This window comes from Terriglobia bacterium (genome assembly GCA_035712365.1).
Taxonomy (GTDB): domain Bacteria; phylum Acidobacteriota; class Terriglobia; order UBA7540; family UBA7540; genus SCRD01.
In genome coordinates this window covers 18,365-41,753 of sequence record DASTAW010000025.1, presented here as the reverse complement: position 1 = coordinate 41,753, position 23,389 = coordinate 18,365, and the positions used below count along the sequence as shown (strand labels likewise).

Genomic DNA, 23,389 nt, shown 5'->3' with positions numbered 1-23,389 from the left:
AACCACGGTGCGGCGCTCTGGCGGGCCGTGCGCTATGTCCGCCTCACCCAACCCGAAGTCATCATCACCTGGCTGCCGGATTATGCGGATGGCGAGAACCACGGCGATCATCAGGCCGCGTCCGTCATCGCCAACGAGGCTTTCGACCTGGCGGGCAACCCGCTCGTGTTTCCTGAGCAGGTTGCGGCGCCTGAGAATTACAAGCTGATCGGCAATCTGACGGAAGGCTTGCGCCCCTGGCAGCCCCAAAAGATCTATTTCTTCACCAATGCCCGGCACCACGACTGGATTGAAGGCCAGGGGCCGGTGTACCCGAGCACGACGGTTTCCCCCTCGAAGCACGTCCCGTATTACGAACTTGGGGCCACGGAACTGAGCTACCACCAGACGCAGGAAGATGCGGGCCCCGAAGGAAGGGAAGCCGTCTACAAGGCCGCGGTGGACCACTTCAAGCACCCGGTCCAGTTCATCCTGGGCAAGTCGCTGGTGGGTGGGTCCACGACTGGAGATATTTTCGATGGCATCACTCCCGGACCCCTTCCGTATCCTGGGATGCCCGCTTATCAGCCGGAAAGCCACGAGGGCGTGTCGATCGAGCTCGGCGGTCCCTATCTCTTTTATAGCCAGTTCTGGATGGCGCACGGCCTGGAGCACATTGGTTCTCTCTATCCGCCGGAAGCCGGCGTCGGCCCTGGAATGGAAGTCAGCGTTCCCATCATCATCCGAAACGACTCGGACTCCGCGCAGAAAATCAGCCTGACGGCAGAGCTGCCTTCGGGATGGAAAGAGGAGTCAGGGTCCGCAGTCTATCCGGTTGATGCGCACGACACCTATCCCATCACGGCCATCTTTACGGCTCCCGATGGCAACCGGCCGGAGTGGCAGGAGATCCACTTCAGTGCGGCGGCCGGGGGGAAGACGGTCGGTTCATTAACCTTGCGGGTGAGCAACGTCCCCAGCGGACCTCGCGCAACATTGCGCAAGTGATTAGGAACGTTCCCCGGCCCATTTACTCCCCTGGCCTGTCTACACGATGGGATCTGGCAACTATCGACACCTGTCGGCGCATTTTTGAGAAAACGGACCCAATCGCGGCAGAAGCGGCGGTCAGGAAGTGGAAGTTGGGACCGTGCTGCCGCCGCCTCGCTCGGTTGCGTCTCTCAGCATTTCCTCCATGTCGCCCATCTGTTCGCCCAGCAGGTTTAACTTGCGGGCAAGCCCCTGGATCTGCGCCTCGGACCGGCGGTTGACATCAAAATCCAGTTCGCCACGCAGCCGGTCCTTGGCGTCCTGGCGGTTCTGGCTCATCATGATGACGGGCGCCTGAATGGCCGCGAGCATGGATAGAAAAAGATTGAGCAGGATGAACGGATAAGGGTCCCATGATTTCGACCCCATCCAGATGCTGGTGGTGGAGTAAACGACCAGCGCCAGCAAAAATATAATGATGAATATCCACGATCCGCCAAACTGCGCCACCCGGTCGGCGATGCGTGCGCCGAAGGTGGCCCGTTGCTCGATCATTTCATTTGCGTTGCGCGTGGAGCGCTTGCGCACCAGTCGCTGCGAGGCATGGAACTGGCGTCCCAACACGGTCAACATATCCATGCCGGCCATCGGCTTCCGCTCGAGCAGCACCGCAATATCGTCGCGGCTCACCTCCAGGCATGTCACTTCTTCCACGGCCATGGCGCTGGTCTGGTGCGGAGTCTGCTCCAGCATGGACGCAAACCCGAAGAATTCTCCGTGCGTCGGCTCATCGACTACAACTTCCTGGTTGTCCTGGTCTACGGTCGTCAGCCGCACGCGCCCGGTTACAACCACGTAGGCCGGCCCGCTCGCATCGCCGATCTTGAAGATGCGCTGCCGGGGAGCGAACTTTTTCTCTTCCACCTGGCCGGCCAGCACCGCTGCCTCATCGTCGTCCAGCAACGCAAAAAGCGGAACGTGCTTTAACGTTTCCGGATTACATGCCATAAGTCACCTCACCCCGTTGAAATTGGAAATTGAGTTTTCAAGATTGCCACACCGGGTAAATCGCAGTTGAATTTTAACCGTGCGTTTCTCAAAGTGGAAGGGGTAGGGCTGGCGCCCCACGAACTTCAGGCCGCAACCTGACTCCCCACACTCCGATGTTTCATAAGTTGTGTTGGGAACGGCTCCAGTGTATTTTAGTGGACTGCCGGTCCCTTGCACCGGAGTTCTGCTATGGACCGCAAACGAGGTTTGGCTTTATGTCCGAGGCTATCCACGAACTGCACGAGCACGCCGAGAAGGCGCGCGAGGAATCGCGCCTGGTGGGCGCCACTTTCACCATGTCGGTGCTGGCCGTGCTGGTTGCCGCCATTTCCGTGCTTGGCCATCGCGCCCACACGAACACGCTGCTTGACGAGACCAAGGCGGCGGATTCCTGGGCAGAATACCAGGCCCGGAACATTCGCCGGCACAACGACCAGCTCTTTATCGACCTCTACTCCGTCATGCCCGTCAAGAACGCCGCCGAGGCTGCAAAGTTCGAGCAGAAGTATGGCGCCGACGTCCAGCGCTATGAGAAGAGCCTGAGCGACACGCGGAAGCGCGCGGAGGACTTTGAGGCCGATGCGCTGCACTCTGAGACCAAGGGCGCCCGCCTCGACCTGGGCGAGGTGCTGCTGGAGGCGGCGCTGGTGATTACCTCCATCACGCTGATCACCCGCAAGCAGTTGTTCTGGGGGATGGGCTCCGTGCTGGCGCTTGCCGGACTCCTGGTGGCCATCAGTTCCGCGTGGGTGCATTGACCGCCGCGATTTGACTGCGGGCTTCCATGCCCGGCCGGCGCTTTTCAGGCTGGCAACGGCGGCCTTCTTTCGAGCGTTTCGTCTGCCCTGACCAGCACCCACAGCAACCCGGACGCGAGGGTCATCAATCCGGCGAAGTCGAACGCCACATTCCAGCCGAAACGCGTAAAGATCGCCGCCGTCAGAATCGGTGAAAGCCACCCGCCAAGATTTCCCGACATGTTCATCAGCCCGGAGAGCGAGCCGGAAAAGTTCGGCGTGATGTCATTGCAAGCGGCCCACCATATGGTGGTGGCAAACAGGTTAAAGCCTGAGGCCCCCGCCAGCAGCAGAATGGCCAGCGTGTTGTTGGCCACATAGCCACCCGCAGGCAGCATGATGGCTGAGAGTGCCACGCCGATCCAGATGGCATCGCGGCGCCCGCGCCGGACGCCGATCCTCGCGACCAGCCGGTCAGAAAGCCATCCTCCCACGGGCGCGAGCAGAATTATGGCGATAAAGGGCGTAGAGCCCCACAGGCCGGTTTGAACCACGCTAAGGCCGCGGACCCTCATCAGGTAAATAAAAAACCAGGTGTAGTAGATATAGGCGGGATAGGCGATGAAGAAATAGCTGAGGATCAGGGCCCACGCGGAACGGCTCTTGAGCATCGCTTTCCAGGGAATGGCGGGTTTATGATTTGTTTTCCTCCGGACCGCGATTCCGCCTTTTCCTTCATCGTTATAAATAAGCTTTAGTTCTTCCGCATTCACTCGAGGGTGTTCTTCAGGATGATCTCTCGCATAAAGATGCCATGCGATCGCCACGATGCCACCCAGGGCCGCACAGAGGAAAAATGACGCGCGCCAGCCCCAATGCAACATGACCCAGGTAATTCCCAACGGCGAGAGCGCGCCCCCCACGCCCAATCCTGCAATAAACACGCTGGTGGCCGCGCCGCGGTTTCCCGCGGCGCTCCAGTAGGAGACGATCTTGGCAGAGTTTGGGTAAGCGGCCGATTCGCCCATTCCGATCAGGAACCGCACAATCGCAAATGACCATCCCACACTGAACCAACCCGCCAGCGGCAATTGCGGAGCCAGCGCCGTCAAGGCCGTGAACACAGACCACCAGACGATGGCAAATGTCAGCATGCGGCGGGGACCGATCTTGTCACCCGCCCAGCCGCCCGGCACCTGAAAAAGCGCATATCCGAGAACGAATGCGCTCAGGATCCAGCCCATCGTTTGATTGCTGAAAGCAAATTCTTCCTGGATGTATTTTCCGGCGATCCCCAGGTTGAGCCGGTCCATGTAGGTGGTGCCGGAGATGATGGCAAGCATCCCGATGATCGCCCATCGCACGCGTGTCGCCCGGATGGCGGGCGCTTGCCGGGTCGCGATTTGTGAAGCCCCGATATCCATAATGGTCCGCGCACGGTGACGAATTGCGGCTGTTCGGTCGACTCTCCTTGGGACCGAGGCTGGCGCAGGCGTTGTTTTTCAATGCCTGCGATCAGCGAAGCTGGCGGTTTAGAGCGGGGCGGTGCGCCGGCCAAGTTGCGGTAAGTTACTTTGCGAGTTGCCAACGGACTGGGAACACAGTTTCAAGAAGAACCTGTTGCCCCGCGAAGACGCAGACACTGTAGAGCAAGCGTCTGTCCCAGCCACGTTTCATCCTTCAAAATTCAGAATTCATAATTTTATCTACATCTTTCCGGCGGCCGGTCCGACCGCCGTATCTGCCTTTGTCCTGGGATCGATGCCGATCAGCGCCACGCCACCGACCCTGCCGCTGCCAAGCCTCACAACATGCCCGCGCGCTCTCAGGTCCGCCTCGACGGCGGCACCCACGCTTCTGGGTACCGTCAGGCTGCCCAGTCGCGGGCGGTCCTGGCTGAACGAGCCGACGAAGTGACTTGTGGAGAAGCGTGGCGCGTTGAATGCTTGCTCGGGCGTCATGCCGAAATCGACATAAGCGAGGATCACCTGGAGGGCTGCCTGGTCCTGCTGGTCACCGCCCGCCACCGAGATCGCCATCACCGGCCGGCCATTGTGGAACAGCAGCGTGGGGCTCAGCGTGATTCTCGGCCGCTTGCCGGGCTCGATCACGTTGGGAGTGCCGGGAAAGGTGTTCAGGCTGCTCAGCCGGCTGCCGTGGATGATGCCCGTATGGCCGGCCACTCCGGCCGTGCTCGACAGGCCGCTGGGAGTCGCCGCAATCACGTTGCCCCACTTGTCGGCCACGCACATCACCGTGGTCCCGCCGTGCCACGGGCCGGTAATCGTCGGCGGCCTGGTGGGTTTCATGTTGTAGGGATCGCCCGGTCGCAGCTCCAGAGACGCCTTCTTCGGATCGATCAGCGCCCGCCGCATCCTGGTGTACTTATCGGAGAGCAGTTGCTTCATCGGCACCTTAACAAAATTCGGATCGCCATAATATTCGTCGCGGTCCGCAAAGGCCAGTTTCTCCGCTTCGACCACCGTATGGATGTAATCCGCCGAAAGGAAGCCCATCCTCTTCAGGTCGAAGCCTTCGAGCAAACGCAGCGTTTGTAAAAGGACAGGACCCTGCGTCAACGGACCGGGCTTATAAACCGTATAACCCCGATAAGTGGTCACGAGCGGATCCACAACGGGCGTCCTGTGCGCCGCCAGGTCCACCTTACGCAGAAAACCGCCCTTTCCGATATACCAGGCCTCCAGAGCGTCCGCGATGTCTCCTCGGTAGAACCGGTCTGACACAGCTTGCAGTTTCTGCTCGCGCGTACCTTTGGCCGCCCTCTCGGAGTCCACCAGTTTGCGGAAGGTCACGGCCAGATCGGCCTGCCAGTGTACGCCCGTTTCAATCCTCTGCCGATCTCCGGTATCGATATACCAGGTGGGGCCGCCAGCATCCAGGATCGCCAGCGTGGGCTGGACGACCTGCTCGAAGCTCATGGTCCCGTACAGCTTCAAAAGGGTCACCACGGCGTCCAGCATGCCGGGAACGGCCGCCGCCTTCACGTCGCCGTTGCCCGGGATTCCGTGCTTCATGTACCAGGCGATGGCCTTTGGATCGCGCGGCGCCTCTCCTTGCCCTTCCAGCAGTTTCACGTTTTTCTTGTCGGCGCTGTAGACAAGAATGGGCACCTCGCCTCCCACGCAGAATGCGCCCACGTAGGTGACTGACAACGCCAGCAGTGTGGCGGCCCCGGCATCGGCAGCGTTCCCGCCCGCTTTCAGAATCTTGATTCCTGCAGCCGTCGCGGCCGGTTTGCCAGAGACAACCACGCCCTGGCTGCCCGATGCCACGCTCGGTCCGCGTGCGACGGCCGCTGCGGACTGACCGGATGCCGCAGGCAGAGTCGCCTGGGCGCGTGCCAGCGGCACGTTGACCAGCAGGTAAACTAATGTGATCGAAAAAAGTTTGCGCACGTCAAATGGCTCCATCGGGCGCGTGGATTTCCGCCGCGCCATGTCAACAAGGCCGTCTCCCGGAATTCACTTCCTGGGTTTCCGGGAATTGAAAATATACGCTCACTTGGGCGCCAACGGGCAAGGTTATTTTCCTGAAAATCCCTCGCGGGGTTTCCAGAACCGACCTTTCCAGACAACGTTCTATCACGTTTCGATAGGGTACGTTGCGCCTTGCGGGGTGCTGTGATATTCTCGCGGACAATACCACACAGGCACTCTTCCGAAAGGAGAAAACCCATGGCGCATGATCCCGTGAAAGTGGACTCCAAACACTACAAAGTGGAATTCGAGAACGACGACGTGCGCGTGATCCGCATCCGGTACGCGCCCGGCGAGAAGTCCAGGATGCACGGACACCCCAAGAGCGTGACCGTATTTCTCACTGATTGCGAGGGACGCTTCACGTATCCTGACGGCAAATCCGAAGACTTTGACGTCAAAGCCGGACAGACGATGTTTTTCGAGGCCACCGAGCACTTGCCCGAGAGCCGAAGCAAGAAACCTTTCGAGTTGCTCCAGATCGAATTGAAACACTGAGGCGCCGCGCAGTATAGCGGACCCTTCGGCCCGCGATGTCAGACTGGGTTTTGTGGCGGGAGACGTTTGCTCTAAACAAACCGATTCAACAGGAGGCACAATGGACCGACAACGCGCCCTCAAGGTTGTGCTGGTTGTAGTGGGACTGCTCTTTCTGGCGGCTGTCCTTCCTGTGGCTGGCGGCATATTGCATCCGGACCAGTCGGACACAGGCGACACCATGATGATGAGCCTGTATGCCACGCTCGGAGTCTTCCTGCTGCTCGCGGCGCGCGATCCATCCGCCCATCGTGCGCTTATTGCCTTTGCCGCCTGGTCGAGCTTCGCGCATGCCCTCGTGATGTCGCTGCTGGGGCTGAAAATTCCCAGTCAGCGCGACGGCTTTCTTATCGGCTCGGCCCTGCTCGTGGTCATCGGCGTGGTGCTCTTGGCGCTGGCTCCCGCGAAACCGGCGGCACGGCAGTCTGCGGCAACCGTATCGGCGGAGCCAGCCTGAGCCGACTGGGCCGCGACGTGAAGCAACGCCCCTTGAATATGCGGCCTCTCCCGGCATCCGCGCAGGCGAGGCAGGAGAGGGCGCCACTCCGGCGATGAGACGCGCAGTCATCAGCGCCGCATCCAGTGCCGGAGCGATGAAGTGTGAAATCAACCTGCTGGGTAAAAACGATGAAGCAGCGGGCCCGCCTATCTCAAAACTTCCAGGCCTGCCTCGCTCAGTTGCGATTGCCGGAAGGGGCGAGCCCAGATCACGCGGCACCGTTTGAAACACATTCCGGTCTCGCTGATCAGCACGCTGACCAGTTGGCCTTCCTGCAGGGCCTTTCCAGTCACCACCCTGAGGCCGTGGTCGGAAAGATCGAGGACAGCGCCGGATGATCTCCTGGCGCTTTCAGCAGAAACCTCCCGCACGGTCATAGGCAGCGTCTTGTGGACGCGCGGGGCGCGGTCCAATTGGGGAAACTTACCTCCCATTACGGCAGGCATGGGCTTCTCCTTTTTTGTGATAGATTCGGCAACTATACTCTGGTTCGCGGCCGCAGTCAACCTGAATTTTCAAGGGTGAAAGGCAGCAATAGCCCGCGGGTATTGTGACTGAATTCAAACGGTCCAGGGGCGATCATGTTGCCGGACTGGTTACTGAATAAAGGTCCTCGGTTCGCGGGTCCATTGATTTGCGAAGCCGCGCCTGTTCGTGCGCGCCGTTCTCAGCCGGTGGACAGCACAGGGCCACACGCAAATTCTCGCCGTGCCGACCGGCTCCAGATTGGCGCAATTGAGTTACAATAATCATTCCTCCATGCCAAACGCAGCTCAAAGCCGGGCGATTACTCCCGAACTGGCCACGGTTGTCCAAAAACTTCGGGATGCCAGAAATGTACTGGTCCTCACCGGCGCCGGGGTGTCAGCAGAAAGCAACGTTCCAACGTTTCGGGGTGAGGGCGGATGGTGGAGGTCCCTGAATCCGGCCGAGCTTGCAACTTTCTCAGCCTTCAGAAGAGACCCCAGGCTGGTGTGGGAGTGGTACGACTATCGCCGCGGCCTCATCGCCAGCGCTTCACCCAACCCTGCACACCACGTGCTGGCGGGGCTTGAAGGTCCGGTCCGCGACGTGTTCATCATCACCCAGAACGTGGACGACCTTCATGAACGGGCTGGCAGTCACCGCGTGGTCCACATTCATGGTTCCATTTGGCGTGTAACCTGCCTCGCAGATGGCAACACTTATGAAGACCGGCGGGTGCCCCTGCCAGGACTTCCGCCTACGTGCGCCTGTGGTGCGCTCCTGAGGCCAGGCGTGGTCTGGATCGGTGAATCTCTCCCCACCGCCCCCCGCGCCCAGATCGATGACTATTTCCACCAGAGCTGGATTGATGTGGCGCTGGTGATCGGCACCGAAGCAACCTTCTCCTACATCGGCGACTGGGCCCTGCGGGCCAAACGTTCAGGCGCCCTGCTGGTGGAGATCAATCCCAATCCAACCGTGCTGACGCAATACGTCGATGTGAAACTACAGGGAAAAGCAGGGGAGGTCCTGGAAGAAATCAGGAAACGCCTTTCGCTCAACGGTGTCTGCTGACGCCCAGTTCTCCGCCAAGGATACGGTTCCTTAGGAGGCCGGAGCCTCAGCTCCGGCGTTCGTCGCGCCTCCATCCAGCCGGCTTCAGCCGCTGAAGCAATCATCGGGAAAATCTACAGCACTGACCCGCCGCTGACTTCTTACTCCTGACTTCTGGCTCCTGACTTCCAGCCTCTCCCGCCGATTTTTCTTGACTTTTCTGGCCTAGCATGGTAGTCTTCCCATAATGCCTGCGAGCATCGAGTTTTCCGGGACTAAAAGAGACAAAATGGGACAAAAAAACACGTTTTTTGCAAAACAAAGCGGAGAAGATATTGAAAACAAAGGGAAAGGCTACATGGATAGCCAAAAACAAACCGGAAAACAAAGCGGAGAAGTTGTTGAAAACGCGTAGCTGTGGAAAAAACAAACCGGAACGAACCTAAAAACAAAGCTACCGATCTTATTGAAAACATTGGAGGGCCAAAAAACGGACCAAAAACAAACCGAAAACCCGGTCCTGGCTCCGGCCCGCCACTCCTTCTAGCCTTTCCCCATCCTCAGGGGTCTTCTAACCCGGTCCGTCGTTTTTATCTTCCCCTTTACCCCCCGGAGCGTCACATCGTCGCTGGTGTTCTCATGATTCAATCGTCTATTCTGAAAAGGGCAATCATGCCCCATGATCGTTCCGGTGGAAAGGAGCGTTATGAAAGTCATTGACCCGGTTTGCAAGATGACGATCGAGTCTGGGAAGGCGGCGGCCACCAGCCAGTACAAGGGCCAGACCATTTACTTCTGCGCGTCCGGCTGCAAGGCAAAGTTTGACAAAGAGCCTGAGAAATACCTGGGCAAATAGTCTGGAGATGAGGGAGCGCGCGGCGATTGCGGTCAGGCGACGGTGACGGTCAAAACCTGCTGGCCCGTGGCGCCGTCTGGGAAGGTGGAAGTCGGCTGCGGCCCCTGGACGCGGCCTTTGCCGTCGATGGCGCGAGCCCGAACGCGGTAATTGCCGGGCATGGGGTTCACCCACGTGTACTGCCAGAAGGTCCACACAATGGGCGAAGGGTTGCTGAAGATGGCTGCCGGTCGCCAGGTTTTGCCGTCGTCGAAGCTGATTTCAACCGACCGGATGCCGTTCAGGTTGCCCACGGCGTAGCCGGCAAACTCGAAGTTGCGCCCGGAGATTCTGGCGCCGTCTTTCAGATCAGTGAATCGCGCGTGCGCCCAGCGCTCGCAGTCGTCAGACCAGCCGCGGCTTTCCCAGTAACCCAGGTGGGGCTTCTTCAACAACTCGATGCGCGTTACCCACTTGGGTTGCTTCATGCCGTATTTGCCGGGGATAAAGAGCCTGACCGGATAGCCGTGAATGGGCGCGAGGTCTGCGCCATTCATCTGCCAGGCGATGAAGTTTTCTTCATTCCAGAGGCGTTCGAGGGTGTGGCCGGTGGAGAACCCGTCGGCGGCATGGAGGGCCGCATGGGTGGCGTCGCCCGCAGGGGCCGCCCGCTGGAGGAGGGGCTTCAGCGGCGTGCCGGTCCATTTGGCATTGCCGATGGCCGTGCCGCCCACGGTATCCGAGATGCACTCAAGCGTGTAAACCTTCTCGATTCTCGGCAGCTTCAGCAGGTCCTGGAAGTTGAGAGTGAAGGGACGCTCGACGAGTCCGTCAAACTTGAGCTGCCAGTTGTCGCGGTCCACGGCGGGCGCCGCGCCTTTGGAAGTCAGGTAAAACTCGTCATTGGGCGTAATGGCCATCAAAGCGGCCTGAGCGCCAAAGCGTTCGTAGGCCTTTACGGAGAGCGCGGCGGGATCACGCATGCCGTTCATCCAGCGCGAGGTGAAGGCATATTCCACCAGGCCGATGCCGCCCGCAACCGCTCCGATAATCAGAGTTCGCCGTTCCATGGTGCTATGTTATGAGATGTCGACCGCAGCCAGGAAGTTTTATGATACCGCGAAGGGCGGAGTCTGGTCGGAATGGTTCTGGCGCAAGATGCGGAGGAGGGGAGCGATTGAACGAAGCGCCACGCGTCAACCACCGGCGGCAGTTTTGTTCACGGTGCAACCAGATGATGTTTGAGTATTACGCATCGCCCGATGGCCATTTCGGGCTGGCCAGTCTATCAGGCAGCACGCCGGTTGCCGGGGCGATGTCTCGTCGCGAAATACAATGCCTGAAGTGCGGCGCGCGTTACCGCCTGCTCGACCGGCTGGACGCGACGGGGCAGGCCGCAAATCGGGTTTGAGGCGAAATCCCCGGGCCGACGGCGGAGCTCTCGTTGCCATGCCGGAATCTCAACTGACACCGGAAAGCCTTGCCGCCTATCTTGCGGAGCGCGGCATGGCCGCTAATCCGGCTGCGCTCTCGGTCCGGGAACTTGGCGGCGGTGTTTCAAACTTTGTTTCGCTCGTCGAGGGGCCAGGCGTCTGCTGGGTGGCCAAGCAATCGCTCGGCAGGCTCCGTGTGAAGGACGACTGGACTTCACAGCGCACCAGGATATTCCGCGAGGCGGCAGCCATCCGGTCGCTTGGCCCCATTCTGGACGGCGCAGTGCCCAAGGTGGTCCTGGTGGATCGCGCAAACTTTCTGTTCGTGATGACCGCCGCGCCGGAGGGTTCGGTGGTCTGGAAGCAATCTCTGCTGGATGGACGCGTTAGCATGGAAGTGGCCGAGCGAGCGGGCGGGATGCTGGCCGCCATGATCAAGGCCAGCCAGCAGAAGCCGGCATTCCAGCAACAATTCGCCGATCGGACGGTGTTTGACGAGCTTAGAATCGATCCTTATTACCGCACCACGGCAGCGCGGCGCCCGCAGGCTCGTGAGGCCCTGGAACAGCTCATCGAGGATTCGTGGAAGATCCAGAGTTCGCTTGTTCACGGCGACTACAGCCCGAAGAACATGCTGGTACGCGGCGGCAACATTTTCCTGATCGATTTTGAGGTGGTTCACTGGGGCGACCCGGCTTTCGATTCCGGGTTTCTGCTGAATCACCTGATGCTGAAGTCGTTTCATCAGCCGCAATACGCGGAGCGCTATTTCCGGGCGGCGCGCAAGTTCTGGCAGGCGCTGGCGGCTGGACTCCAGGGCGCACAGACGGTGGATTTTGAGGCCATGACCCTGCGGCACCTCGGCGGGCTCATGCTGGCCCGGATGGATGGCAAGTCGCCGGTGGAATACATCCGTGACGAGGGCGTCAAGTCCCGGGTCCGGCGCGCGGCCGTCCGCCTGCTCATCGAGCGGCCAGCGGCATTCGAGGCGGCGCTCGAGTTGCTGGCGCAATACGTAAAGCAAACATAATTGCTTTGGATGGACAGGAGTATCGATGGCGAAAATTCTCCGGACCTACGCCCGTGAAATCCTTGATTCACGAGGCCATCCGACGCTGGAAGTTGAAGTGGCGCTGGAAGACGGCTCAACCGGGGTTTCGATGGTCCCGGCCGGAGCGTCAACAGGCACGCATGAGGCGGTGGAGCTTCGTGACGGCGAACTGGACCGCTACGGCGGCAGAGGAGTGACGAAGGCGGTCAGGAGTGTTGAGTGGGAGATTCCCCAGGTGCTTGCCGGATTGGAAGCGTCTGACCAAAGGCATATCGATAACACTCTGATCGAATTCGACCAGACTCCAAACAAGCGGCGGCTTGGCGCCAACGCGGTGTTGGGGGTTTCAATGGCGGTGGCCCGCGCGGCTGCGGGTTCCGCCCGGCTGCCGCTCTACCGGTATCTGGGAGGCGCTGGGGCCAATGAATTGCCGGTCCCCATGGTGAACATCATGAGCGGCGGAATTCACGGCGGCGGAAACATTGACTTCCAGGACTTCATGATGGTTCCGTTGCGGGCCAAGACTTACTCCGCGGCGCTGGCCGACGTGAACGCGGTGTATCGCGCGGCCAGGGAGGTCCTGAAGGAGCGAGGCGTTTACCGCCCAGGCGTGGCCGATGAGGGCGGATATGCGCCGGCCCTGGAAAGCAATGAATCGGGTTTCAGCATCATGGTTGAAGCGATCGAACGCGCAGGGCTCCAGCCAGGCCGTGATGCCGCCATTGCAGTGGACGTGGCGGCAAGCCACTTTTACGAGCAGGGGAAGTACCACTTGCAGGTATCGGACGAAGATCTGAGCGCGGAGGATATGGTCGAACGGCTGGCCAACTGCGTGGACCACTATCCGATCCTTTCCATTGAGGACGGGCTGGATGAAGACGACTGGGACGGCTGGAAGAAATTGACCGACCGCCTGAGCGACCGCTGCCAGTTGATCGGCGACGACCTCTTCGTGACCCATGCGCACCGGCTTGCGCGAGGGACCGAAGAGGGGATCGCCAACGCGGTCCTGGTGAAGATCAATCAGATCGGGACCTTGACCGAGACTCTGGAGGTCATCAGCCTGGCGCGCCGCAACGGCTACCAGCCTGTGATCAGCGCGCGCTCCGGTGAAACCGAGGACAGTTTTATTGCTGATCTGGCGGTGGCGACGGGGGCATCGCTGATCAAGGTGGGGGCCATCACGCGTTCCGAACGGCTGGCCAAATACAACCGACTTATCCGAATCGAGGAGGATCTGGGCCCTCACGCCTCATACCGGGGGGCGGAAGTTTTTGACGGCTTCCTTGAGGCGAAAGCCGGTTAATGGCAGTATAAGCTCGGACGAGAGTTGCATCCGTGCTTGCGTGCGCCCATGCGCCTCGCTGCCGGGCCGCCATTCGGATTGCGAGCGTCGAATGAAACCTCTGAAATCGAAACTGCGACGTGGAGAAATTGCTGGACTGTTGACAGTGGCGCTGGTGGTGCTGTCGCCTGTGCTTTTGCTTGCCGTCGAAGGGCTGAACTTCCGGCCCGGATTCAACCTTTTTTCTCCCGCGCAGGACGTCGAGGTAGGCCAGCAGGCTTCGCAGGAGGCGGACAAGCAGCTTCCGCTGGTCCGGGATGCACAGGTGACCGGTTATGTGAACAACCTCGGAAGGAGGCTTGCAAAGATCGCTCCCAATCAGTCGGGTGAGACAAAATACGCGTGGACTTTCAACGTGGTGAACAGTCCGGAGATCAATGCTTTTGCCCTGCCAGGCGGATTTATTTATGTGAACAGGGGCGCCATTGCAGCCGCGCAGAATGAGGCCCAGATTGCGGGAGTTATTGCCCATGAGGAAGGCCACGTGGTAATGCGTCACGGCACGCACCAGGCGTCTGAAACGGTGCTGGCGCAGGCGCCGCTTTCGATACTGGCAGGGTTGCTTGGCCAGAGCTCGGGCCTCGCAAGCCAGTTGGCGCAATTGGGGTTGACCTTCGGCGTGAATTCAATCCTTCTGCGCAATTCCCGCTCAGCAGAGTCGCAAGCGGACGCGGTGGGAACTTACATACTCTACCGCGCGGGATATGATCCCTACGCCATGGCCCAGTTCTTCGGGACCATTCAACAGAAATACCCGCAGCAGACGATCCAGTTCTTTTCCGATCACCCCAGCCCGGGGAACCGCATCAAGAACGTTGAGGAGGAAATTCCCAGGCTGGGCCCGAAAAAGGATGGGAAGACAGACAGCCCGGAATTTGAAGCCGTGAAGCAGCGGCTCCAAAGCATGCCTCCTGCCCCGAAACCTGCCCCTCAGCAACCGGCGCGCTGAACAGGGGAAGGCCCCGGCGCGGCGAACAGCCATGGCCCCGCTTTCAGCGCGCGCGTGCAGTGGCGGCAGGGACAATCCGCGGGCCAAGAAGCCGTGGCTTGCAGGCCAACAATGTGGTAAGATTTCGAGGTTGAAAATGGAAAAATTCCATAGTCGGCTGCTGAGTCTGCTTATCGGACTCTGCGCCGGCGGCAGGTAGACAGAGGAAGAGAATCACATGTCGGGCCATTCAAAATGGGCAACCATCAAACATAAGAAAGGCGCAGCAGATGCCAAGAGAGGCAAGCTCTTTACCAAGCTGATCAAGGAAATCGCTGTGGCGGCCCGCATCGGAGGCGGCGACCCCGACACAAATCCGCGTCTGCGGTCCGCAGTCGCTGACGCCAAAGCGGTAAACATGCCCGCCGACAACATCAAACGCGCCATCCAGCGGGGTACGGGCGAACTTCCGGGCGTGCAATACGAAGAGATTGTGTACGAAGGTTATGGGCCGAGCGGCGTCGCCCTGATTATGGAGATTGCCACGGATAATCGTAACCGCACGCTTGCAGAGCTTCGACACATTCTCTCGAAGCACGGCGGGAACCTGGGCGAAACAGGGTGCGTAACGTGGATCTTCAGCAAGCGCGGATACATCGTGGTCGAAAAATCCAGGACGCAGGAAGATGCCTTGCTGGAACTGATTACCGAGGCCGGGGCTGACGACATGAGGGAAGATGGCGAAAACTGGGAGATTCTCAGTCCGGTCGAGAATTTTCAGCAGGTCATCGAGGCACTCAACAAGGCGGGCATTACGCCGGCGGCAGCGGAGCTTTCAATGGTCCCTCAGACCCAGGTGAAAATCTCAGGTAAACCAGCGGACCAGGTGCTGCGGCTGATGGATGAGCTTGACGAGCATGAAGACGTCCAGCACGTCTACGCCAACTTTGATATCGAGGACGCGGAACTGCAATCGCTGGCTCAGCGAAGTGGCTGAGAAGGCACACAAGAGCAACGCCGATTGCCTGTTGCACGGGCCTTCTTTCGATGGCCGGGATTAGGGGCAGATGTAGACGGGTTTCCGCCACGGAAGCGCGCCGTCCGGCGGATGGCTGCGCCGGCAATATCTCGAGCGGCCGTAGCTTTCGGCATGGAGCAGGGTCCAATTTCACCAAGTCTTTGTAGCGGACTCCGGCGGCACATCCTTCGCTTGAGCGTATGTTTTTTTGCGCTCGGACTTCTCCCCAGCCCTGCGCTTCCGGCACAGGGGACGGGCGGCCCTGCTGTATTGACCTACACCAAAGTGATGAAGGGCAGCCTGCCGGAGTACACCTCGGTGACGGTGGACGAGAATGGCGATGGTACCTACGACGGCCGGCAGTTGAACGAACCTCCCAAGCCCCGTGCCCTGAAGCTTTCTGCCGAGACCACAGCGACTCTGTTTCAGATGGCGGGCGCGCTCGGCGATTTCCGCTCACTCAATCTGGAGAGCAATAAGAACGTCGCCAATCTGGGAATGAAGACCTTCATCTACCGCCATAACGGCCAGGAAAACAAGGTCCAGTTCAACTACACGCGGAACAAGCGCGCGCAAGACCTTACGACGGTTTTTGAGGGCATTGCAGACGTCGAGCAACATATAGGGACCCTCGAGTATTCTTCCAGGTATGACGTGCTCGGCCTGCCTTCCGCCCTGACAAGGATCGAGATCGATCTCGACAACAAGGAATTGGTCGATCCCGAGCTGATGGTTCCGATCCTGAAAAAGATCGCCGGCAATTCGCAGTACCTTCACATCGCCCAGGTGCGGGCGGCGGACATCATCCGGCGCATCCAGGACGGCTACACCTCAAATAAGGCAGGGCATCGCTGACGCCGGCCATAGCCCTGAGGAACCTCTGATTTTGATATTAACCTTCCCCCGCCTGATGTATTATTAAGAGGGGTTTCCCTAAGCCAGCCGCGGAGGTGCGCCATGAAGGTCGATCGGTCGCCAAGGGGTTACTGGCTATTTCTCCTGCTTTGTGCAACACTCGTCGCATTAACACTGAAGGCTGCTCCCGCCACAGCCCAGTCCAGTTCTCAGGTTCGCATTGTCAGGCTCAGCTTTGTGGAAGGTACTGTCACCATGTACCGTCCCGATGCTGACCAATGGGCAAACGCTTTTGTCAACACGCCCATCCAGCAGGGATTCAAGCTGGCTACGGATGCCAACAGTTTTGCGGAAGTGGAGTTTGAGAACGGCTCCACAGCGCGCCTGGGCCAGTCGAGTGAGCTTGATTTCACCAGCCTCGCGCTCGCTCCTGACGGCGGCAAGATCAACCACCTGACCCTCGCCAAGGGTTACGCCACTTTTGCGGTTACGCCCGAGCGTGATGACGTCTACGAAGTCCTTGCTGGGGGTTCAACCTATGACGCCACGGCCAAAGCAATGTTTCGCATTGACTCTGACGAGGGCGGCCAGCAAATGAAGGTTTTCAAGGGCGATGTGGCGGTCCAGAGCTCCCAAGGCAGCGCAACCGTTGCGGCGAACCATGTTCTTGAAATTGCGCCCGGCGGCCCCAATGCTTTCCAGGTGACGGAAGGAGTTACCGAAGATGCCTGGGATCAATGGGTGGACAAGCGTCAGGAAACTACGGTGGTTGCCGCCAACAAGGCGGGGCCGGAAGAAGGCTCCCTTTCCGCAGGCAGGTCGCTCTACGGCTGGAATGACCTGTCTTATTTCGGCGCGTGGAACTATTTGCCCGGGGCAGGGAACTGCTGGTCGCCCGCCATGGGAGCCGGGTGGTCGCCCTACTCGATCGGGCGCTGGTCCTGGTACCCCGGCTTCGGCTACACCTGGATTTCGGGCGAACCTTGGGGCTGGCTGCCTTTCCATTACGGAAGTTGGATCTACCCGGCGGGCACGGGTTGGTGCTGGCTGCCCGGTAATTTCTCCACCTGGTCGCCTGCTCTGGTGACATGGTACGAGGGCCCAGGTTGGGTCAGTTGGACTCCCAGGTCCCGTACGGGCGCTGCCAACACGCCCATGAATTGCCCAAGAGGCCAGATCTGCTCAGTCGCGGTGAGCAGCAATACGTTTCAGGGTGGGCGGCCAATATTGCCTCGAGATGTGGTGCGGGTTGATCCCTTCAACGGACATCAGGTTGAATCACCCACTCTGCCACTCACACGCAGCGTGCGATTGCCAGGGTCTCCGGTCGATCATTCCGCTGCGATTTCGGCAACAGAAACGGGCGGGGTCTCAGGGCTTCGTGTCCGCCGTGCTGGCGCTGCGCCGATCAGGATCTTTTCGCAGAGTACGGTCCACGGAGCCTGGGACGTACAGCCCCACGCGCCTGCCGTCTTCGACCAGCAGACGCGCCGGTTTGTCAATCGGTCCGGGCCGGCGATAAACAACGATATGCTCATCCGGGGCCGGTCGGGCTCGATTCCGGCAAACCACGCCAGAGCATTAACTTCCATCCCGATTTCGGACCTTGGGGCTAACTCCGGCGCCGTGCGTAACTCGAACTCGCTTCTTCCATCGGCCCAGCCCGTCGGGAATGCGGCAGGCGTTCGCGCCTTCCAGCAACGCCAGATGCCGGATTTCCGTCAGGAAAGAATGTTGCAAAGGGAACAGAGGATGGAGAACGCCCGTGCGCGCCGGCAGACGCAGGAAATGAACAGGATTTCAAACCGATCGCAGCAGGGCGTGAACCGGTCCTCCTCGGCAGCCCGTCCTTCGGGCGGATTCGGCCGCAGTCAGAGCCAGGGTCAGAGTATGGGCCGGTCCTCCGGCCAGATGGGCGGAGAGATACGCAGCAGCAGTATGGGCGGTGGAGGACGAAGTGCCGGCATGGGCGGAGGCAACGCCGGCGGCATGGGTGGAGGCGGTGGGGGGCAGTCAGGCGGAGGTGGTCAGCACAGTCCGCACCACTGATTCGATTGGATTGATCGGACGGATGTAAAAACCACCGCCCCGGCTACTCGATGATAATTCCGGCGTAACCGACCACTGAATGCGCATCGCCGCCCGTGTCTGCGGAAGTTGCGTGCCTGATCAGGCGGGCTTCGTGAGCGCCCAGCGCCTTTGCAGCCGTCAACATGGCAATCGTCGGCGCGTAGCCGCACATTGAAATATCCTCCTCGCGGACCACCTCCAGCAGTCCCGCAGGATCGAGCTCAAGAATTCTCGCGATGGCCCTGTCATCCTTCTCGCGGGTGACCATGTCCGGCTCGTAGTGGTTCAAATCACTGGAGGCGACCATCAGGACGGGTTCCGTTGAATGCCGGATTGCGTCCGCAACCGCCCGGCCCAGTTGCTCAAGAAAATCGTACTCGACCGTCGCAATGGCGATGGGAACGAACCGGAGGGCGGCGGATAAACGCTGCAGAAAGGGAAGCTGGACTTCGATCGAATGTTCACTTTCATGAGCTTCGGAGTCTTCGGACAGCATGGGACACCCTTCGCGGATTTGCCTGGCGAGTTCCGTGTCAATTCCCACCTGTCCCAGAGGAGTGAGCCAGCAGCCCTGTGACATGACCGCCAACGGCGCTCCACGGGCCCAATGGTTCGGACCCAGGATTATGTAGCGCGAGCGGGCCGGCAGCAGGCGGTAGACGGCCCCGGCAACGTGCCCGGAGTACATATACCCGGCGTGAGGCACCACGCATCCGATGGCAGAATCGAACCTCGCCTGGTCGCCCGATTCGGCCTGCAGGTGCTGGCCTACATCATGGAGAAGGGCTTCGCGCTGTCGAGGATAGAAACGGCCGGCTACGGCGGGTGTACGCACCATTGCAGGCTCCATGTGCAAATCGTAGGCGCGCTCGGAAAGGGTTGTCAAGGGAGCGGAGACGGCGTTCTGCTTCGTTCGCTCTCCCCGCCGCGTCCGGACGTGGTGAACGGGCTTATTCGTTCTCTTTTTCGACTACGATTCTGAGTGATCGCAGAAACTGCGCGTCCTCACTGGTAAGAAGAAAATCCGGCTGGTTGGGATTGATTTCCGCTGGCAGGTCCTGGCGATGCGTCGTGCTCTTTTCGCCTTGCTTGTTAAACCCGATCGTGACTTCCAGAACCAGAAAAAGGTCATATCCGGCGGCCCGGATGCGGCCCATGACTTCAGAAATGTTGGCAGAGTCCGCCAGTGATTCGTTAATTGCCTGACCGAGTTCCTTGATCAGGTGTTTGAAGTTGTCGTCAAGCTCCAGAAAGCACCCTTTTTGCTCTGATTTTTGCCCCTCTTTGCATTCTATGTTTCACCGTGCGGCAGTGTCAAGGAAGCATGCAGTAGGCGGACATTGACGCGGGAAAGCGTTGGCTTTACCATCGAAATGTTGACCTGTTCCGTCGGAAGAGGCCTTCAGATCATGCCAGTCAGCTCTAACTCGTTTCTGGGGCAGATGTATTGCCGTGCCCGGCAATTGTTTCACCTGTTGATCGCAGTCTTGTTTCTGTTTCTGACCCTGGCCGGACTTTCGGTTTCGCTGAAGTTGTGGCAGGACTATCAGCGTGTTCCCAGTCAGGGAGTCTGGGGCTTTGGCATGGTTGCCAGTTTCACCGCCCTGCTGCTGATTTTCTGCCTTTACTCTTTTCTGAAAGCCAGAAGCGTGCGATGATCCGCAGGCGACTGGTCTCGGGTTTTCAAGGTTTAGTGTGGACCTGCACGACTTTTATTCATCCTGATGGGCGATTCTCCCGAGAGTAGAAACACACCGGACTTGAACTCAGAAGCCGGCGCGGCTTCTGATCGCCACTTCCACCGGCCGGAAGACCTGGAGGGGTTTGACCCCGGCCGTGGCCTCGGCCTTCCAGGCCTCTATCCTTACACTCGCGGCATTTATCCAGGCCAGTATCGCAAACGCCTCTGGACCATGCGTCAGTACGCCGGTTTTGGCTCGGCTCGGGAATCGAACCAGCGGTTCCGATACTTGCTGTCGAAAGGGACAACCGGGCTGTCGGTTGCCTTCGACCTGCCCACGCAAATCGGACTTGATTCAGACCATCCGCAGGCACGCGGCGAAGTGGGGCGGGCCGGTGTGGCGATTGATTCTCTCGAAGACATGGAAGCGCTGTTCGAGGGGATTCCGCTCGACCGGGTCTCCACCTCCATGACCATCAACGCCACGGCCGCGATTTTGCTTGCGTTCTATTTCGCCACGGCGGAAAAGCAGGGCGCAGATTTCAAGCGGCTTTCGGGGACCGTTCAGAACGATATTCTGAAGGAATATATCGCCCGTGGGACCTATATCTACCCGCCCAGTCCCGCGATGCGTCTGGTGACAGACATCGTCGCTTTCTGCCGCGAGCACGCGCCCGAGTGGAACACCATTTCGGTAAGCGGTTACCATATTCGAGAAGCCGGGGCCACCGCTGCCCAGGAGATCGCCTTTACACTTGGGAATGGCATCGCCTACCTTTCGGCGGCGATGGAACGCGGCCTTGCTGTGGACGAAGTGGCGCCGCGGATTTCGTTTTTCCTGAACGCGCACAACAATTTCCTGGAAGAGATTGGCAAGTTTCGTGCCGCCCGCCGGATGTGGGCGCGTATCACGCGCGAGCGCTTCAGGGCGCAGGAGCCGCGCTCGTGGGCATTCCGCTTCCACGCCCAGACGGGTGGATCGACCCTCACAGCGCAGCAACCGGACACGAACATCGTTCGCGTGAGCCTGCAGACACTCGCCGCGGTGCTGGGAGGAGCTCAATCGCTCCATTCCAATTCAAGGGATGAGGCTTTGGCGCTGCCCACGGAACGCTCTGCTTTGCTGGCTTTACGCACCCAACAGATCATCGCCTATGAAAGCGGCGTCACCAACACCGTGGACCCTGTCGGAGGCTCCTATACCATCGAGAAGCTTACCAACGACGTTGAGCGCGCCGCCGAAGAATATCTGGCGAGGATTGATGCGCTGGGGGGAATGCTGCCAGCCATCGAGCGAGGGTTCGTCCAGCGAGAGATCCAGCAGGCTGCCTATGAATACCAGGCGAAGTTCGAAAGAGGGTCTCAGGTGGTTGTGGGCGTGAATCGCTATCAGGAAGTTCCCAAACAGGGTATCCCGATTCTGCGGATTGACCCGGAAATCGAGCGGCAACAGGTGGAGCGGCTGCAAGGCCTTCGTGCACGCCGCGACCGTGCCCGGGTAGAGGCCGCGCTGCGGGATGTTGAAGCCACGGCCCGGAGCGATCGTAACCTGATGCCGGCAATTTTGCAGGCAGCGAAAGCCTGTTCAACAGTGGGTGAAATCTCAGGCATACTGGCCGGGGTCTTTGGACATTACCAGGAGACAGTGTTTATCTGATGCCCAGCTTGACCTTTCTTGGAGCGACGCAGACCGTAACCGGTTCGAAATACCTGCTGGAGGCCGCCGGCGAGCGGCTTATGGTCGATTGCGGGCTTTTCCAAGGAGGCAAGGAACTCCGGTTGCGCAACTGGAATCCGTTTCCGGTGGACCCGGCCAGCATTCATTGGGTGGTCCTCACCCACGCCCATCTCGACCATACAGGGTATCTCCCACGATTGGTCAGGGAGGGGTTCCGCGGCCCGGTTTGGGCCTCGCCGGCTACAGTTGATCTCTCCCGCCTGTCTCTGCCCGATTCCGCGCATCTGCAGGAAGAAGACGCTTCCTACGCCAACAGGAAGGGCTTCAGCAAGCACAAACCTGCCCTCCCGCTCTATACCCAGGATGACGCGGCCAAATCCCTTGAATTACTCCGGGCGGCGGATGAGTCAAAGCCCTTGGAACTTTCCTCGCATTTCAGTGTGAGATTTATCCGGGCCGGCCACATCCTGGGGGCGCGTATGCTGGAAGTGACTGTTACAGAGGCAGGGAGGACGGTCAAGATTCTTTTCTCCGGAGACATTGGCAGATTCCCTCAACTGATCATCCGGGAGCCTGCCGAGCCTGGGGCTGTCGATTACCTGGTCTGCGAATCCACTTATGGTGATCGCCTGCATCCGACAGACGACTTCCGCGCCCGTCTGGCACAAATCGTAGAAAATACGGCAGCTCGAGGTGGTTCCGTCATTATTCCTGCATTTGCAATCGGTCGCACTCAGGAGCTGCTCTATCTGTTCCGGCAGTTGATTCAGAAGAACTTGATGCACGAGCTGCCCATTCATGTGGACAGTCCCATGGCCATTGATGTGACGGACTTCTATCGTAAGCACCACGAAGACCATAACTTACAGATTGAGGAACTGGAAGTCGGTGGGCGAAGACTCTTTGCTCAGCCGAACGTCCACTTCGACCGCTCGGTTGAAGATTCAAAGGCCTTGAACGAGCACGGATTTCCCATGATCATCATCTCGGCGAGTGGAATGGCGACAGGAGGCCGCGTGCTCCATCACCTCGAAAGGCGCCTGCCAGACCATCGTAACACCATCCTTTTTGTGGGCTTTCAGTCCCCGGGAACCCGGGGCCAGGCTATCCAGTCAGGCGCCGAATTCGTCAATATCCATGGCCAGCCAGTTCCTGTTCGTGCCCACGTTGAAACCATTGAGAACATGAGCGCGCACGCTGATTATGGTGAGATTCTTAGCTGGATTGGAAAGTTTCCAGCGGCGCCGGAAAAAACCTTCGTAACTCATGGCGAACTTCATGCAGCTACTGCGCTTCAGCAGAAGTTGGCAGCAAGTTTGGGATGGCGCGCAGAGGTTCCGGCCTACCTTGAAAAAACCGTCCTGCGGACAGCGTAGGCAGGAGACTCTCGAATTCCGATTCCCCGGTTCCTGGGTCCCACTTTGGGAAGATGATCGAGGTTCCCAGTACTTGAAACCTTTTGGGCAGACCGGCAGAATGCAAAATAAACTCTTTTCAAATTGCCTTTCCTGTGTATAATTGGCTTGGGGGTTGATAGAAGGTGACGGTGACTCAAGAGTTAACCGCCCTGTCCGAAAACTGTCCTTTGGTACAGTTGTGTAAAGTCTGACAGGCGAATAGAGTCATAGTGCGACCAGAGCTATTGATTCAATACTAACTCATCGCCAGAGCGCCAGCCGGGGAGGGGG

General features: G+C 59.4%; 24 protein-coding genes. 17 read left to right on the top strand and 7 right to left on the bottom strand.

Annotation, left to right across the window (positions count from 1 at the left end):
- Positions 1-987 (top strand): hypothetical protein (locus VFQ24_07175; GenBank protein ID HET9178124.1); only part of this gene is annotated, 987 nt, incomplete at its 5' end.
- Between the two features lie 120 nt (positions 988-1,107).
- On the opposite strand, the gene VFQ24_07170 is transcribed toward VFQ24_07175, so the two are convergent.
- Entirely contained in the window at positions 1,108-1,977 is an 870-nt protein-coding gene (locus tag VFQ24_07170; GenBank protein ID HET9178123.1) for a DUF1003 domain-containing protein, read from the bottom strand.
- Positions 1,978-2,234: 257 nt separating this feature from the next.
- On the opposite strand from VFQ24_07170, the gene VFQ24_07165 reads away from it, so the two are divergent.
- Complete coding sequence (locus tag VFQ24_07165; GenBank protein HET9178122.1) at positions 2,235-2,777, top strand: DUF4337 domain-containing protein; 543 nt, start codon at positions 2,235-2,237, stop codon at positions 2,775-2,777.
- Positions 2,778-2,821: 44 nt separating this feature from the next.
- Here VFQ24_07165 and VFQ24_07160 read toward each other — a convergent pair whose 3' ends face one another.
- The gene (locus tag VFQ24_07160) at positions 2,822-4,180 is read right to left on the bottom strand and encodes an MFS transporter (GenBank protein ID HET9178121.1); all 1,359 of its coding nucleotides are present in this window, start codon (positions 4,178-4,180) and stop codon (positions 2,822-2,824) included.
- A 282-nt stretch (positions 4,181-4,462) separates the two neighbouring features.
- The gene (locus VFQ24_07155; protein ID HET9178120.1) at positions 4,463-6,214 is read right to left on the bottom strand and encodes a gamma-glutamyltransferase; all 1,752 of its coding nucleotides are present in this window, start codon (positions 6,212-6,214) and stop codon (positions 4,463-4,465) included.
- A gap of 237 nt (positions 6,215-6,451) precedes the next feature.
- On the opposite strand from VFQ24_07155, the gene VFQ24_07150 reads away from it, so the two are divergent.
- Both VFQ24_07150 and VFQ24_07145 read left to right on the top strand, forming a co-directional pair.
- Positions 6,452-6,751 (top strand): cupin domain-containing protein, encoded by a 300-nt coding sequence (locus VFQ24_07150; protein ID HET9178119.1) that lies wholly within the window; start codon positions 6,452-6,454, stop codon positions 6,749-6,751.
- A gap of 100 nt (positions 6,752-6,851) precedes the next feature.
- Entirely contained in the window at positions 6,852-7,247 is a 396-nt protein-coding gene (locus VFQ24_07145; GenBank protein ID HET9178118.1) for a DUF6632 domain-containing protein, read from the top strand.
- A gap of 188 nt (positions 7,248-7,435) precedes the next feature.
- Here the strand turns inward: VFQ24_07145 and VFQ24_07140 are convergent, their stop codons facing one another.
- Complete coding sequence (locus VFQ24_07140) at positions 7,436-7,735, bottom strand: PilZ domain-containing protein (GenBank protein HET9178117.1); 300 nt, start codon at positions 7,733-7,735, stop codon at positions 7,436-7,438.
- 313 nt (positions 7,736-8,048) lie between these two features.
- Between VFQ24_07140 and VFQ24_07135 the strand changes: the two genes are divergently transcribed.
- From VFQ24_07135 to VFQ24_07125, 3 genes are all read left to right on the top strand, one after another.
- Positions 8,049-8,828 (top strand): NAD-dependent protein deacylase, encoded by a 780-nt coding sequence (locus VFQ24_07135; protein ID HET9178116.1) that lies wholly within the window; start codon positions 8,049-8,051, stop codon positions 8,826-8,828.
- 268 nt (positions 8,829-9,096) lie between these two features.
- On the top strand, positions 9,097-9,222 hold the full coding sequence (locus tag VFQ24_07130; protein ID HET9178115.1) for a hypothetical protein: 126 nt from the start codon (positions 9,097-9,099) through the stop codon (positions 9,220-9,222).
- Between the two features lie 291 nt (positions 9,223-9,513).
- Positions 9,514-9,663 carry a YHS domain-containing protein gene (locus VFQ24_07125; protein HET9178114.1) on the top strand — a complete coding sequence of 50 codons (150 nt, stop codon included), beginning with the start codon at positions 9,514-9,516 and terminating at the stop codon, positions 9,661-9,663.
- Positions 9,664-9,695: 32 nt separating this feature from the next.
- Here VFQ24_07125 and VFQ24_07120 read toward each other — a convergent pair whose 3' ends face one another.
- Complete coding sequence (locus VFQ24_07120; GenBank protein ID HET9178113.1) at positions 9,696-10,712, bottom strand: molybdopterin-dependent oxidoreductase; 1,017 nt, start codon at positions 10,710-10,712, stop codon at positions 9,696-9,698.
- 107 nt (positions 10,713-10,819) lie between these two features.
- Here VFQ24_07120 and VFQ24_07115 point away from each other — a divergent pair, with 107 nt between their 5' ends.
- The 7 genes from VFQ24_07115 to VFQ24_07085 all read left to right on the top strand — a co-directional run bounded on the left by VFQ24_07115 (position 10,820) and on the right by VFQ24_07085 (position 18,321).
- Entirely contained in the window at positions 10,820-11,053 is a 234-nt protein-coding gene (locus tag VFQ24_07115) for a hypothetical protein (GenBank protein HET9178112.1), read from the top strand.
- 38 nt (positions 11,054-11,091) lie between these two features.
- Positions 11,092-12,105, top strand: coding sequence for an aminoglycoside phosphotransferase family protein (locus tag VFQ24_07110; protein ID HET9178111.1), 1,014 nt, complete (start codon positions 11,092-11,094; stop codon positions 12,103-12,105).
- Between the two features lie 25 nt (positions 12,106-12,130).
- Entirely contained in the window at positions 12,131-13,432 is a 1,302-nt protein-coding gene (gene eno, locus VFQ24_07105) for a phosphopyruvate hydratase (GenBank protein ID HET9178110.1), read from the top strand.
- A 91-nt stretch (positions 13,433-13,523) separates the two neighbouring features.
- A complete protein-coding gene (locus tag VFQ24_07100) occupies positions 13,524-14,420 on the top strand; it encodes a M48 family metallopeptidase (protein HET9178109.1) in 897 nt (298 codons plus the stop codon).
- A gap of 217 nt (positions 14,421-14,637) precedes the next feature.
- Positions 14,638-15,396 carry a YebC/PmpR family DNA-binding transcriptional regulator gene (locus tag VFQ24_07095; GenBank protein HET9178108.1) on the top strand — a complete coding sequence of 253 codons (759 nt, stop codon included), beginning with the start codon at positions 14,638-14,640 and terminating at the stop codon, positions 15,394-15,396.
- A gap of 291 nt (positions 15,397-15,687) precedes the next feature.
- Positions 15,688-16,272 (top strand): hypothetical protein, encoded by a 585-nt coding sequence (locus VFQ24_07090; GenBank protein ID HET9178107.1) that lies wholly within the window; start codon positions 15,688-15,690, stop codon positions 16,270-16,272.
- A gap of 102 nt (positions 16,273-16,374) precedes the next feature.
- The gene (locus VFQ24_07085; GenBank protein ID HET9178106.1) at positions 16,375-18,321 is read left to right on the top strand and encodes a FecR family protein; all 1,947 of its coding nucleotides are present in this window, start codon (positions 16,375-16,377) and stop codon (positions 18,319-18,321) included.
- A gap of 43 nt (positions 18,322-18,364) precedes the next feature.
- Here the strand turns inward: VFQ24_07085 and amrB are convergent, their stop codons facing one another.
- Both amrB and VFQ24_07075 read right to left on the bottom strand, forming a co-directional pair.
- Positions 18,365-19,180 carry an AmmeMemoRadiSam system protein B gene (gene amrB, locus VFQ24_07080; protein HET9178105.1) on the bottom strand — a complete coding sequence of 272 codons (816 nt, stop codon included), beginning with the start codon at positions 19,178-19,180 and terminating at the stop codon, positions 18,365-18,367.
- 112 nt (positions 19,181-19,292) lie between these two features.
- Positions 19,293-19,499, bottom strand: a complete 207-nt coding sequence (locus VFQ24_07075) for a hypothetical protein (protein ID HET9178104.1) — start codon at positions 19,497-19,499, stop codon at positions 19,293-19,295.
- Between the two features lie 252 nt (positions 19,500-19,751).
- Here VFQ24_07075 and VFQ24_07070 point away from each other — a divergent pair, with 252 nt between their 5' ends.
- The 3 genes from VFQ24_07070 (at position 19,752) to VFQ24_07060 (ending at position 23,077) form a co-directional block, all read left to right on the top strand.
- Entirely contained in the window at positions 19,752-20,000 is a 249-nt protein-coding gene (locus VFQ24_07070) for a hypothetical protein (protein ID HET9178103.1), read from the top strand.
- 102 nt (positions 20,001-20,102) lie between these two features.
- Positions 20,103-21,680 (top strand): methylmalonyl-CoA mutase family protein, encoded by a 1,578-nt coding sequence (locus VFQ24_07065; GenBank protein ID HET9178102.1) that lies wholly within the window; start codon positions 20,103-20,105, stop codon positions 21,678-21,680.
- A complete protein-coding gene (locus tag VFQ24_07060) occupies positions 21,680-23,077 on the top strand; it encodes an MBL fold metallo-hydrolase (GenBank protein ID HET9178101.1) in 1,398 nt (465 codons plus the stop codon). The genes VFQ24_07065 and VFQ24_07060 overlap by 1 nt, the downstream gene beginning before the upstream one ends.
- Positions 23,078-23,389: the final 312 nt, after the last annotated feature.